This is a genomic window from Bradyrhizobium sp., from assembly GCF_049581145.1.
Lineage (GTDB): Bacteria > Pseudomonadota > Alphaproteobacteria > Rhizobiales > Xanthobacteraceae > Bradyrhizobium.
This window is the reverse complement of record NZ_JBAURI010000621.1, coordinates 1-13,016: the sequence shown is the minus strand read 5'-3', so window position 1 is coordinate 13,016 and position 13,016 is coordinate 1. Positions and strand designations below refer to the sequence as shown.

The 13,016-nt window shown below is 64.3% G+C and carries 14 protein-coding genes; 7 read left to right on the top strand and 7 right to left on the bottom strand.

What is annotated here, in order from left to right:
• The first annotated feature begins 253 nt into the window (after positions 1 to 253).
• The 5 genes from WCB02_RS20495 to WCB02_RS20475 all read left to right on the top strand — a co-directional run bounded on the left by WCB02_RS20495 (position 254) and on the right by WCB02_RS20475 (position 7,003).
• Positions 254 to 2,029, top strand: coding sequence for an ABC transporter permease (locus WCB02_RS20495; RefSeq protein WP_423960879.1), 1,776 nt, complete (start codon positions 254 to 256; stop codon positions 2,027 to 2,029).
• 40 nt (positions 2,030 to 2,069) lie between these two features.
• Entirely contained in the window at positions 2,070 to 3,110 is a 1,041-nt protein-coding gene (locus WCB02_RS20490; protein WP_423960877.1) for an ABC transporter substrate-binding protein, read from the top strand.
• Positions 3,111 to 3,138: 28 nt separating this feature from the next.
• Positions 3,139 to 4,242 (top strand): ABC transporter ATP-binding protein, encoded by a 1,104-nt coding sequence (locus WCB02_RS20485; RefSeq protein WP_423960875.1) that lies wholly within the window; start codon positions 3,139 to 3,141, stop codon positions 4,240 to 4,242.
• A gap of 45 nt (positions 4,243 to 4,287) precedes the next feature.
• On the top strand, positions 4,288 to 4,881 hold the full coding sequence (locus WCB02_RS20480; RefSeq protein WP_423960881.1) for a Clp protease N-terminal domain-containing protein: 594 nt from the start codon (positions 4,288 to 4,290) through the stop codon (positions 4,879 to 4,881).
• Positions 4,882 to 5,068: 187 nt separating this feature from the next.
• Positions 5,069 to 7,003: an alkyl/aryl-sulfatase gene (locus tag WCB02_RS20475; RefSeq protein WP_423960872.1), complete on the top strand. Its 1,935-nt coding sequence runs from the start codon at positions 5,069 to 5,071 to the stop codon at positions 7,001 to 7,003.
• Between the two features lie 68 nt (positions 7,004 to 7,071).
• Here the strand turns inward: WCB02_RS20475 and WCB02_RS20470 are convergent, their stop codons facing one another.
• The gene (locus tag WCB02_RS20470; protein ID WP_423960870.1) at positions 7,072 to 7,299 is read right to left on the bottom strand and encodes a hypothetical protein; all 228 of its coding nucleotides are present in this window, start codon (positions 7,297 to 7,299) and stop codon (positions 7,072 to 7,074) included.
• A gap of 62 nt (positions 7,300 to 7,361) precedes the next feature.
• Between WCB02_RS20470 and WCB02_RS20465 the strand changes: the two genes are divergently transcribed.
• On the top strand, positions 7,362 to 7,634 hold the full coding sequence (locus tag WCB02_RS20465; RefSeq protein ID WP_423960868.1) for a PilZ domain-containing protein: 273 nt from the start codon (positions 7,362 to 7,364) through the stop codon (positions 7,632 to 7,634).
• A gap of 225 nt (positions 7,635 to 7,859) precedes the next feature.
• Positions 7,860 to 8,102 (top strand): hypothetical protein, encoded by a 243-nt coding sequence (locus WCB02_RS20460; protein ID WP_423960867.1) that lies wholly within the window; start codon positions 7,860 to 7,862, stop codon positions 8,100 to 8,102.
• A 106-nt stretch (positions 8,103 to 8,208) separates the two neighbouring features.
• Here WCB02_RS20460 and WCB02_RS20455 read toward each other — a convergent pair whose 3' ends face one another.
• The 6 genes from WCB02_RS20455 to WCB02_RS20430 form a co-directional block, all read right to left on the bottom strand.
• Positions 8,209 to 8,520, bottom strand: coding sequence for a hypothetical protein (locus tag WCB02_RS20455; protein ID WP_423960866.1), 312 nt, complete (start codon positions 8,518 to 8,520; stop codon positions 8,209 to 8,211).
• Positions 8,521 to 8,756: 236 nt separating this feature from the next.
• A complete protein-coding gene (locus tag WCB02_RS20450) occupies positions 8,757 to 9,461 on the bottom strand; it encodes an ABC transporter ATP-binding protein (protein ID WP_423960864.1) in 705 nt (234 codons plus the stop codon).
• Positions 9,454 to 10,203, bottom strand: a complete 750-nt coding sequence (locus tag WCB02_RS20445; protein ID WP_423960863.1) for an ABC transporter ATP-binding protein — start codon at positions 10,201 to 10,203, stop codon at positions 9,454 to 9,456. The genes WCB02_RS20450 and WCB02_RS20445 overlap by 8 nt, the downstream gene beginning before the upstream one ends.
• A gap of 7 nt (positions 10,204 to 10,210) precedes the next feature.
• Positions 10,211 to 11,161 carry a branched-chain amino acid ABC transporter permease gene (locus WCB02_RS20440; protein ID WP_423960861.1) on the bottom strand — a complete coding sequence of 317 codons (951 nt, stop codon included), beginning with the start codon at positions 11,159 to 11,161 and terminating at the stop codon, positions 10,211 to 10,213.
• A 35-nt stretch (positions 11,162 to 11,196) separates the two neighbouring features.
• Complete coding sequence (locus WCB02_RS20435) at positions 11,197 to 12,066, bottom strand: branched-chain amino acid ABC transporter permease (RefSeq protein ID WP_423960858.1); 870 nt, start codon at positions 12,064 to 12,066, stop codon at positions 11,197 to 11,199.
• Positions 12,067 to 12,084: 18 nt separating this feature from the next.
• On the bottom strand, positions 12,085 to 13,016 hold a 932-nt coding region (locus tag WCB02_RS20430), incomplete at its 5' end, for an ABC transporter substrate-binding protein (RefSeq protein ID WP_423960856.1).

The following is a 13,016-nucleotide window of genomic DNA, read 5'->3' as shown; positions in this document are numbered from 1 at the left end:
GCTTGATACCGTTCCAGCTGGAATCAGTCTGGCCGCTGTCGCCCTCCTTCACCCTGCGGCATCGTCCATGTCGGTCTCGCCGCCGGCCACGCGCGCCAGAGTTCGATTGCGCAGACCGAATTCAGATCAAGCGATAAACGACACCATTTCAGCGCGACTTTCGGCTACTTCCCGCCTGCCGGCCGATCTACTAGGCTCCATCCAAGGCGGTCATAACAATAAAGTTCGCTCCGCCGGCACGGGGGAAGGCGCTTTGGACGGGGAACTGTCGGGCCCGCGCATCGAGGCCGTGCAAAGCGGCTCTGCAGGCAAGCACCGGGGCATGTTGGCCGGCGCCTGGGTCGCGCTGTTATTCGCGATCCTCGGTTTTCTGGTGATTTATCCGGTCTTCACGCTGTTGCTCGGGGCGCTCACCGATACCAACCCGGTGGTTGAGGGGCTCAGCCTGGTGCACCTGTCGATCGCCAATTTCCTCATTGTGCTGTCCAATCCGAACGTCGGGGAAGCCCTGTTCAACACCTTGGTCGCCTGTGCCGGCGGAACGCTGGTCGCAGTTGCGATCGGGCTGTTGTTCTCCTGGATCGTGGTGCGCACCAATACCCCGTTCAAGGGCCTGATCGCGGCCGCCAGCATGCTGCCGCTGTTCGCGCCGCCGCTCGTCGCCGGCGTGGCGTGGTCGATCCTGGGCTCGCCGAAGACCGGTCTGCTCAACACGCTCTTCAAGTCGGCCGGTCTGTCCTGGCACGTCGACCTCTACACATTGTCGGGGCTGGTGTTCGTGTTCGGCATCTACTACGCGCCCTATGTCTACATGTTCACCGCGTCTGCGCTGCGTAACATGGACCCGAGCCTGGAGGAGGCCGCTGAGATTTCCGGCGCCAGCGCGCTAGCGACGCTGTTCTCGGTGACATTTCCGCTGATCATGCCCGCGATCGTCTCCGGGATGCTGCTGTCCTTCATCGTGATGCTCGGCATCTACGGCGTTCCGGCGGTGCTTGGCGCGCCCAGCAACATCAACGTGCTGACGACCTACATCTTCAAGCTCACCAACTGGTCGCCGCCGCTCTACAATACCGCCGCCGCGGTCGCGATCATCCTGATGGTGGTCACCGGCCTGCTGGTGTTCCTGCAGCAGAAGGTGCTGAGCGGACGCAGCTACACCACGGTCGCCGGCAAGGCGTTCCGGCCGCGCAGCCTCGATCTCGGAGGATGGCGCTGGCTCACCTTCGCGCTCGGCCTGATCTATCTCCTGGTCGTCGTGATCCTGCCGACGCTGGCCTTGATCGTGGCTGCGTTCCGCAGGTTCATGTTCATCCGCGACACCGCGGCGCTGTTCGACATGCGGCAATATTCGCTGATGCATTTCTACAGCATTTTCGACAATCCGCTGACATTGAATTCGATGTATAACGCAGTCGAGGTCGGCATCATCACCGCGATCGCGGGCGGCGCGCTGGCCTTTGCGATCGGCTACACCATCCATCGCACCCGCCTGCCGGGCCGGCGCAGCATCGATCTGGTCGCGACCGTGCCGGTCGCGATCCCCGGCCTCGTGATCGGCGTTGCCTATCTCTGGGCCTGGATCGGCATTCCCGGCGGGCTCTACGGCACGATCTGGATTCTGGCGCTGGCGTTCATCGCGCGTTTCATGCCCGATACGGTGAAGGCGCTGTCGACGTCGTTCCTGCAGATCCATCGCGAGCTCGAGGAAGCGGCCTGGGTCTGCGGCAAGGGCACGCTTGCGACCATCGGCACGATCGTGCTGCCGCTGGCGCGGCCCGGCGTGGTGGCCTCGATGACGCTGTTGTTCGTGCTGGCGGTCCGCGAGCTGGGCTCCTCGCTGTTTCTCTACACCAGCAACACCATGGTGATGTCGGTGCTGCTGTTGGATTATTACGAAGGCGGCAATGTCGGCAAGACCGCCGCCTTCAGCCTGGTGCAGACGGTGCTGCTCGGCGTCCTCATCGGCGGTGCGAACTGGCTGTCGCGCGGCGCAGCGCAGGGCGGCGTCGTGCGCGGCATCAGATAAGCGATCAACGAACAGGAACTATTGGGACGGAGGATCGGTCATGATTGCCAAATTCGTTGCCAGGATTTTTGCTGCGGCCGGCGTCGCCATGCTCGGCGTCACCTTGACCCATGCGCCGGCGCAAGCCGAGGACAGCTTCGGTTCGCCCGAACTGATCGCGGCGGCGAAGGCCGAAGGCAAGCTCGTATTCTACACCGCGAATTTCGCCGAGGTCGAGCAGCAGGTGATCAAGCAATTCAACAAGCGCTTTCCGGAGATCAGAATCGAGATGGTGCGTGCCCCCGGCGGGCAACTGATCACGCGGGTGAAGACCGAGGCCGCGGCGGGCAAGCTGATCGCCGACGTGGTCGATCATTCCGACCGCGCGCTGATGCTGCCGCTCGCCGACCTGTTCCAGGATTATGCGCCGCCGAATGCGGCCGACTACAATCCGGACGCGCAGGTGTCGCCAAAGTTGTGGCCGCGGGCCACGCTGGTCTGGTCGATCGCCTACAATACCGAGCTGGTGAAGACGCCGCCCAAGACCTGGATGGATCTCACAAGGCCGGAATATGACAATCTGACCGGCGAGGTGTTCGCGGAATCCGGCGGCACCACCTGGACCCGGATCATGTTCGAGCGCCAGGTGCTGGGCGAGGACTACTGGGCGAAGCAGGCCGCGACCCACCCGGTGCTCTATCCGTCGGGGGCGCCGATGTCGGACGCGCTGGTGCGTGGCGAGGTCGCGATGGGGCCGCTGCTCTACAACGCGATTTATCCGAAACAGAAGGAAGGCGCGCCGATCCAGATCTTCTTTCCGCCGGAGGGCGCGCCGGTCAATCCCTATGCCACCGGAATCCCGAAGACCGCAGCCCATCCCAATGCGGCAAAACTGTTTTTGAACTGGTGCCTGTCGAAGGAAGGGCAGACCTTCATGATCAAGGAGCTCGGCAACCTCACTTCGCTCAAGGTGGCGCCGGTCTATCCCGAAGGTTTCGATCCCAAGGTGGTCAAGGTGTGGTACCCGAATTTCGATCAATATGTGAAGCTGCACGAATCCTGGGTTGCGGACTGGGACAAGATCTACGGCTATCGGCAGTGACCGGCGTGTCGATGGATCCGGTGACGTCATGACAGCGACGCTCGAGGCCACCGACCTGCGCAAGCAGTTCGCGATCGGCCGTCCCGCAATCGACGGCGTCAGCTTCGCCGTGCCGGCCGGCGAGATCGTGGTGCTGCTGGGCCCGTCGGGCTGCGGCAAGACCACGACCTTGCGCTGCGTCGCGGGGCTCGAGCATCCGACCGGCGGCGAGATTGCAATCGGCGGCAAGGTGGTGTCGCAGCCCGAGCGTGGCATCCTGGTGCCGCCGCGCGCGCGCGACCTCGGCATGGTATTCCAATCCTATGCGGTGTGGCCGCACATGACGGTCCGGCAGAACGTGGTCTATCCGCTCAAGCACCGCAAGATCTCGCGCACGGACGCCAGCAAGAAGGTCGATGAGGTCTTGGCGCTGGTCGGCCTGTCCGAATATGCCGACCGCTCGGTGGTGGCGTTGTCGGGTGGCCAGATGCAGCGCGTGGCGCTGGCGCGCAGCATGGTCTATCGGCCGCAGCTGTTGCTGCTCGACGAACCCTTGTCGAACCTCGACGCCAAATTGCGGCTGCGGCTGCGCGATGATCTGCGCGTGATCCTGAAGCAGACCGGCATGACCGCGCTCTACGTCACCCATGACCAGGCCGAAGCGGTCGTGCTCGGCGATCGCATCGGAGTGATGCGCGACGGCAAGCTGTTGCAGATCGGCTCGCCTGACGAGATCTATAACCGGCCGGCCGATCTGTTCGTCGCCAATTTCACCGGTGCCACCAATGAGCTCGCCGGCACGCTCATCGCGCGTAACGGACAATTCGGCACGGTCGATTTCGGCGGCGGCCGGTGTGGGGAGGCAGCACTGCTGCAGCAGCTCAATCCCGGCGACAAGGTGCGGATCGCGCTGCGGCCGGAAAACATCGCAATCGGCCGGCAGGACGGCGCCAACTCCTACACCGCCGGTATCGTCGATCGCCGCTATCAGGGCACGCAGACCGTTTACGACATCGACTTGTTCGGCCACCGGCTGGAAGCGCTCGAGCTCGGCACCGCCGCGCGCCATGCCATCGGCGTCGAAACGCCCGTCTGCCTGCCGCGCGAGGCCTGCTGGGCCTATCGCGACCAGGGACCGCTGTCCTACGATTAGGCGCGATGGCTCTTAAGCTTCCCGTAAGCGTGCCGCCTCTTCAAGATAACCGTCAGCCAAAGCCTCGAATTGATCGCCGAGACGTTCGGTGTCGCCAACTGGAACACGCTCGCGGCCGCGATCCACTCGGCTGCATTCGACCGACGCAAGAGTGTGCTTCCGTTGCCGCCTCCGGGCGACGAGGGCGGTCCGACAGTTCGGTTTTCTCCCGAACTCCAGGCGACGCTGCACCGGGCTTTCGGCTTCGCGCGGCGGCGAATGCATGAATACACGACCCTCGAGCATCTCCTGCTTGCCCTGATCGAGGACGCCGATGCGTCCGGCGCGATGAAGGCCTGCAACGTCGATCTTGCCACTCTTAATGATGCCGTCGCCGGTGATCTTGATATCGAATTGAAGGAGCTCGTGACCGCGGATGGCGAGGCGACCGGACCGACCGCGGCCTTCCAACGCGTCGTGCAGCGCGCGGTGGTTCACGTCAGGGCATCGGGAGGCCAGACCGTGACGGGCGTGCAACTCGTGCTGGCGATCTTCGCGGAGCGCGAAAGTCCCGCCGTGCACTTTCTCATTGAGCAAGCCCTGACCCGCCAGGACGTCGCGCATGTTCTGGCGCACGGCATCGGCAAGGGAGGCGTTTGATCGGTCGATGATCCCATGCGCGGGCGCGCCCCGGCCGCGGCCAAAACCGACATGGATTCACCGCAGCTATCCCGTCTATTACACCGTCGACCGGCGACGAAGTCGTGATACTCAATGTCAAGCACCCGGAGCGCCGGCGCGAGCACCAAGATGGCTGGTCCGGCGTCACCACAAGCAGGACGCGAGCATGACCCAAGCGGGCGGTAGCGAAGCACCTAAGGACGCATCAAGTTCGGTCATGGCGCAGCACGAGGCCATGCTGCAGGCGCTGCCGTTCGCTGATACCGCCGATTTCGACGATGCCGCGCGCGGCTTCATCGGCAGCATCGACCACGCGACGATCAGCTCCGCGCAGGGCAGGGTGGTCTGGAGTCTGGAACCCTATGGCTTCCTCGCCGACACTGAGGCGCCGGCGACGGTGAATCCGAGCCTGTGGCGGCAATCGCGCCTCAACATGCAGCATGGTCTGTTCGAGGTGGTGCCTGGCGTCTACCAGGTGCGCGGGCTCGACATCGCCAACATGACCTTGATCGAGGGCGAGCGCGGCGTGATCGTGGTGGATACGCTGACCTCTATCGAGGGCGCCCGCGCCGCGATGGAGCTTTACGTCAGGCATCGCGGCCAGCGGCCGGTTGCAGCCGTGATCTTCACCCATACCCACACCGATCATTGGGGCGGCGCGCGCGGCGTGCTGGACGAGGATGCGCTCGCCGGTGGCCGGGTGCCGATCATCGCGCCGAACCTGTTCATGGAGCACGCGGTCTCCGAAAACATCATCGCAGGCCCGGCGATGCTGCGTCGCGCGCAATACCAGTTCGGTCCGTTTCTCGCCAAGGGCGCGCGCGGACAGGTCGATTGCGGGCTCGGCAAATCGATGGCAGCGGGCTCGGTCGCGCTGCTGCGCCCCACCGATCTGATCATGGCGACGGGCGACAGACGCGTGATCGACGGCGTCGCCTTCGAATTCCAGATGGCGCCGAACAGCGAAGCGCCGGCCGAGATGCACTTCTACATCCCGCGCTTTGGGTTGTTGAACCTCGCGGAAAACTGCACGCATAATTTCCACAATCTGCTGCCGTTCCGCGGCGCCGATGTGCGCGACGCGCTGGCCTGGTCGAAATATCTGGGCGAGGCGCTGCAACTCTGGGGCGGCAAGGCCGACGCGATGTGCGGCCAGCACCATTGGCCGGTGTGGGGCCGTGAGCGCATCGACACCATGATCCGCCAGCAGCGCGATCTCTACAAATTCGCGCACGACCAGACCATCCGCCTGATGAATCACGGGCTCACAGCGACCGAGATCGCCGAAACCATCCGCCTGCCGAAAAGCCTCGAAGGCGCCTGGCATGCGCGCGGCTATTACGGCCATATCCGGCATAATGTGAAGGCGATCTACCAGAAATATCTCGGCTGGTACGATGCCAACCCGGTCAATCTCGATCCGCTGCCGCCGGTCGAGGCCGGTCGGAAATATGTCGAGTACATGGGGGGCTCCGAGGCGATCCTCGCGCGCGCGAAAACCGATTTTGCCAAGGGCGAATTGCGCTTCGTAGCGCAGGCGTTGAGCCATCTGGTGTTCGCCGAGCCGGACAACCAGGCCGCCCGTGAGCTGCTCGCCGATACGCTCGAGCAGCTCGGCTACGCCGCGGAAAGCGCCACCTGGCGCAACGCCTATCTGTTCGGTGCCCAGGAGCTGCGGCAGGGCATGCCGAAGGCGCCGCCGCGGCCTTCGATGCCGCGCGAGACGCTGGCCGCGCTGCGCACCGAGCAGTTGTGGGACGTGCTCGGCGTCCGCCTCAACGGGCCGAAGGCAGAGGGCAAGCACATCGTGCTGAACTGGAGTTTTACCGACACTCAGGAAAGTTTTGTGCTGACGCTGGAGAATTGCGCGCTGACCTCGATCGCAGGCGTGCAGGCGCCCGACGCCGACGCGAGTTTCACGCTCGCGCGTGGCACGCTGGACGAGGTGATCGCCAAGCAGACGTCTTTTCCGCAAGCCGTCGTCGCCGGCAGGATCAAGGCGTCCGGCAATCCGGTGAGGCTCGCCGAATTGATGGAGCTGATGGACGAGTTTCCCCGAATGTTCGAGATCGTCGAGCCGAAGCGGACGGCGGTGACCTAGCGCCGTCATTCGCATTGCCGCCCAGGCCGCGCGACGCGCGGTCGGGTGAGAATGTCGTCCAGTACTTTTCATTGCTGCGCCGGGGATTGCGTCGCCGCGCTCGCGATGACGATCTGGGTGATGTTGCCTTTTGCGGTTTGATCGGCCGTCATTGCGAACGCGGCGAAGCAATCCATCCAACCGCGGAAGACGGCCGAGATCGCGTGGTCGCGGCGCTCGCCGGCGGCCGCGCCCGCGCCAAAAGGATAAACTTCGAGGCAATGCCCTAACGCCAATTTTACGAAATCGCGCTCCATTGGATGACCTGTCTTGATGATGTCAGGCAGAAAGCCGTTCAGTCCAGCAACGGATACGCATGATGACGATCGACAAGCCGAGGACAAAGGTCCAGCGCGAACCGCGCCGGGACATGCACAAGAAGACGGCCTGGATCACCGTCGATGACGGCGCGACGCCGCGCGAATGCGTCGTGCTCGACGTCTCGCCGGGCGGCGCCAAGATCGTGACGGATGACACGATCGATGGCGGCGGCCTGCTCGGATTGCAGCTCGTGGCCACTCATCCGAAGCGCCAGCCCTGCGAGGTCGTCTGGCGTCAGGGCAACACATACGGCATCAAATTCCTGCCCTGATGATTCCTGCCCTGATATTGCGATTGACCTGACCTCTCTCTTCTGGATCGTTCTCGCAAAGTCGAACGGCCGCGGCTACAGCGCTTCGCTGCAGCGCGCGGCCTTGCGGCCGCCCCGATTGATGCAGCGCACCAGACGAATTCGCCGGCGCGCCAATTGCCATTTGGTCCCGCTGGGAGGATGCTTCGCATTTGGCGGGCAACTCTGGGTACAATGGAGGGCAGCGTGAGCAAGACCGGTCTCGACCATCGCCACCGTGACAAGGACGGCGAAATCAGCCACAAGCACGGCAATACCCTGGTGCGCACGCTACGCAAGATCTATGGAGCGGGCTTTGCAGCCGGTTATCCCGAAACCGAGAAGCTGAGCGAGGTCCTGCATCAGCTTAACGAGACATCGCTGAGCCAGCTGCGCCGCGATCACGAGACGGGCCATCTGGAGCACAAGATCGCCAAGGCCTCGAAGTAGCCCGCCGGACCGATCCGTCGAAGCCCAAGCTGCCGTCCTTAGACGATGGGATATGGCTGACGCCCTGGCGTCCGCTCCGACGCGCCGCTCCAATCCGGATGGTCGATCAGCTCTTGCTCTTCTTGACCGGCTTCTTGACCGCCGTTTTGGCGGGGGCCTCTTGTGCCGCGTTCCGGATCGACCGCGCGTAACTGTCCGCGGCGTTGTCGGCCGCAAGCTGCAGCCGCTTGGCCGCGGCAGCGCCCTGCATCATGGTGTTTCGGGCGACCTGCTTGTAGCGCTCCTTGGTCGCGCTGTCCTTGGTCTTGGCGGCAAGACTGGCATAGCGATCCCGGCGGCGTTTCGCGGCAGCCATGATGTCCTTGGTCTGCTGCTTCGCAAGCTGTCGAATCACGACATCCAGATCGGCGTCCGCCATCGTCCAGGTCCTCAAATGCCATTGCACGAATCTTGTCACGCAGTATTCAATTTCGGCGGGCTTTGCAATTACGCGGCGGGCAGGCGAGGCGCGTAAGGGGGCAAAGGCGCTCTGGCGCCGTGCCCACCATTCATCCGAATCATGATCGCGAATGGTGGGCGACGTTTTTGCTTTTCCCCACCCGTCTTCGCTTCAGCAAGACGACGCGCGGCCATGACGGGGTGAGACGTGTCCGCTCAAATCCCCAGATATGCCGTCTGCACCTGCTTGTTGCCGGCGAGTTCTGCGCTGCTGCCGTGCATGATGACATTGCCGCTTTCGAGCACGTAGGCGCGCGAGACCAGCGACAGGGCGCGGCTGACGTTCTGTTCGACCAGCAGGATCGCGGTGCCCATCCTGTGGATTTCGCCGATCTTCTCGAAGGTGACGTCGGTCATCACGGGGGCGAGCCCGAGCGACGGCTCGTCGAGCATCAGGAGTCGGGGCTTGAGCATCAGGCCGCGGCCGACCGCGAGCATCTGCTGTTCGCCGCCGCTCATGGTGCCGGCGAGCTGGCGCCTGCGTTCGGCCAGCCGGGGAAATATCTCGTAGACCAGTTCCATGGTGCGGGCGCGCTCCGCCTTCGCCTTCGGCACATAGGCGCCGATCTCGAGATTCTCCTGCACGCTCATCTCGGGGAAGACCTGGCGCCCCTCCGGCACATGCGCGATGCCCAGTTCCGGTCTCCGGTGGGGTGGCAGCGCGGCGACATCGATGCCGTCGAAGCTGATCGATCCCGCCGACAGGCCCACGAGGCCCGAGATCGCGCGCAGCGTGGTGCTCTTGCCGGCACCATTGGCGCCCAGCAGTCCCACCGCCTCGCCGGCGCCGATCCTGATCGAGACGTTGGCGATCGCCGGCACCGAGCCGTAACGGGCACTGACGCCATTGAGCTCAAGCATGCGCGCCTCCGGCCGGCAGGTGCAGGTAGCCGGAGCCGAGATAGGCGCGGATCACTTCGGGATTGTCCATGACCTCCTTCGGCGCGCCTTCCGCGATCTTCTGGCCATGATCGAGCACCACGATGTGGCGCGCCACCGCCATGATGGCGCGCATCACATGCTCGACGATCACGATGGTCAGCCCGGCCTGCGCCAGCTTGCCGACCAGCGCCACCGCCTGATCGATCTCGGACGGGTTGAGCCCCGCCATCACCTCGTCGAGCAGCAGGATTTTCGGCTTGGTCGCGAGCGCGCGGGCCATCTCCAGCCGTCGCTGGTCGATCGTGGTCAAGTCCTTCGCCGCGGTCTGCTCTCGCGCCGAGAGGCCGACGAACGCGATCGCGTCGCGCGCCTTGTCGCGCGCGGCCGCGAGATGCCTGTCGCGTAAAAATGCGCCGGTCATGACATTGTCGAGCACGGTCATGGCGCCAAAGGGTTTGGCGACCTGGAAGGTGCGGGCCAGCCCGAGCCTGCAGACCTCGTGCGGCCGAAGGCCCGCGATGTCGCGTCCGAACGCCTGCACCGAACCGGAATCGGCGCGATGAAAGCCGGTGATCAGGTGAAAGCTCGTGGTCTTGCCGGCGCCGTTGGGGCCAATCAGCGCCATGGTCTCGTTTTCCCTGACGGTGAAGCTGACATCCTGCACCGCGCGCAGGCCGCCGAAACGCTTGCTCAGACCCTTGATGACGAGTGCGTCTGCCATGATTGCCTTACGCCCGCGCCGGCTGGCGATTGAGGTAGCGCCGATAGGCGTCGGTTGCGAGGCCGATCAGTCCGGTCGGCCGCCACAGGATGATCGCCATCAGGATCAGGCTGTAGACCGTGAGCTGCACGCCGCCGGTGCTGCCGCCGAGCCAGCTCTGCAGCAGCGCGGAGGTGGATTCCAGCAGAACCGTGCCGATCACCGGGCCCCACAGCGTGCCGATGCCGCCGACGATCGACACCAGCGCGGCCTCGATCGAGATGTTGAAGTTGAACGCGGTCGCCGGATCGATGAAGTAGATGTACTGGACATAGAAGGTGCCGGCGAGCGCGGTGAGGAATGCGCTGATCATGTAGATGTCGCGCTTGATGCGCGGCGCGTTGACCCCGATCGCTTCGGCGGCGTCCTGGTCCTCGCCGATCGCGACCAGGTAATAGCCCATCCACGAGCGTTCGATTCCAGCGGTGATGACGAGCCCGACCGCGAGCAGGCCGAGCACCACGTAGTAATAGGACGCCTTGGTCTCGAACTGCAGCATCAACGGCGCGCTGCCGAGGTTGGGGATGGTGGTGCCCTCGGCGCCCCAGGCCAGATCGCGGAATTTCAGGAAGATCAGCATCAGCGCCTGCGCGGTCGCGATGGTGGCGATGGTGAAATAGGGGCCGCGCAGCCGGAAGCAGAGCCAGCCGATCGGCAGGCTGGCCAGCATGGCGACGATGCCGCCGGCGACCATGCCGATCCAGGGCGAGATGCCGAAATCGACCTGCATGATGGTGGACGTATAGGCGCCGAGGCCGAAATAGGCGGCGTGGCCGAGCGAGAGCTGCTTGGCGTAGCCGCCCATCAAGTTCCAGGCGACGCCGATGAAGGAGAACAAGAGGATGCGAATGAAGATGTCGAGCGCGAACGAACTGGTCACGACCTGCGGCAGGACCAGCAGCACCGCGGCGAGGACCATGAGCGCGACAAGCTTCCATCTGCCTGACCGCGCCACTAGCGGACCCTCCCGCCGCCGAGGCCGGTCGGCTTGAACGCGAGCGTCAGCAGCAGCATGGCGAACACCACGATCTGGCCGGAATCCGCGCCGACGAACTGGATGCCGAGCGATTCGGCGACCCCCATCATCAGGCTCGCGATCAGCGCACCGATCACGTTGCCGAGCGTGCCGAGCACGACGGCGACAAAGGCCATCAGCACGAACACCTGTCCGACGAACGGATAGGCCGAATAGAACGGCATCAGGAGCGAGCCCGCGGCTCCGGCCAGCGCCAGCGCAGCGCCAAAGGCGACCGCGAACACTCGATTGGGATTGATCCCCATCAAGGTCGCGACGTCGCGGTTCTGGGCTGCGGCGCGCATCGCCTTGCCGAGATCGGTGGTGTGCAGGAAGGTCCAGAGCGCTCCGCTCAGGATCATCGCCACCACGAAGGCGATCAGCTTGGCCTCAGGGACATAGAGGCCGCCGAAATGAAACGCTTCATCCGAATAGGATGTGTGCACGGTGCGGTAGTTGGCGCTGAACAGCATCAGCGCGAGATTGAGCAGCAGCAGCGACAGCGCAAAGGTCAGGAAGATCTGCGGCATGTCGTTCGGCCCCAGCACCCGGCGGATCAGGAAGTGCTGGATCAGGACGCCGATCACGAACAGAACCGGCATCGAGATCAACAGCGACAGGATCGGGTCGATGCCGAACTGGGTGGCGAGATAGTACGAGATGTACATCCCGATCATCACGAACTCGCCCTGGGCGAAATTGACGATCTTGACGACGCCGAAGATCAGCGTCACGCCGATGCTGACGAGGGCGTAAATGCCGCCGATCAGCAGGCCGTTGATGACGGCCTGGGCCACTGTTTCCAGCATCTGGCGCGATCCGCCCGCTCAAATCTTCAAAAGCGGGGCGCGGGCGTCTTCCTTGGGGAAGACGCTGACGAGATCGCCGTTCTGCCACTGCACGCCGACCGGCCGGCCGTAGATGTTCTTGCCGTCCGGGCCGAACTTCACCTTGCCCCCGGGCGCCATCGCCGCATAGCCCGAGGAGACGTCGAGCGTCGACAGCGCCGCGCGCACCTTCTGCGGATCGGCCGAGGCCGCGCGCTCCAGCGCGTCCGCAAGCATGAAGGTCTGGGCGACCAGGCCGCCGGCATATTCGAAGGCGAACTCGCCGGTGCGTTTCTTGTATTCGGCATTCACCTTCTGCGCATCGTCGTTGATGTCGTGGTTCCAGTGCGCGACGCCCTGCAAGCCGTCGGCCAGCTTGCCGACATTCTTGTAGAAATCCGGAATGACGAAGCCGCCCGAGCCGCCATTGATCGCGATGTTGAGGCCGACCTGCTTGACGGTCCGCGCGATCAGGATCAGGTCGTTGAGGTAGGAGAGCGCGAACAACGTGTTGGCGCCGGAGGCCTTGACCTTGTTGATCAGCGGGCTCGCATCGGTGAAGCCGGCCGAGTAGGGCTCGAACATCACGATCTCGACGCCTTCGCCCGGCGCCAGCTCCTTCAGCCCGTTCGAGGTCGAGGTCCCGAACGCGGTGTTCTCGAAGATCACCGCGACTTTCGGCTGGTCGCTGACGAGCTTTGCCATCTGCAACTGCGCCTTGGCGAACTGCGAGGCGCGCGCGAACGGGGTGAAGGTGCAGGTCCGTCCCTTGTTGAGCTGGTCGGAACTCGAGCCGGTGATCAGCGGCACCTTGGCGCGTTCGCAGACTTCGCTCGCGATCAGGGTCAGGGCGCTGGCATAGCAACCATGGATCGCCGACAGTTTGTTGCCGGTGATCAGCCGGTCGGTCTCGGTGCGCGTCACCGTGGTAT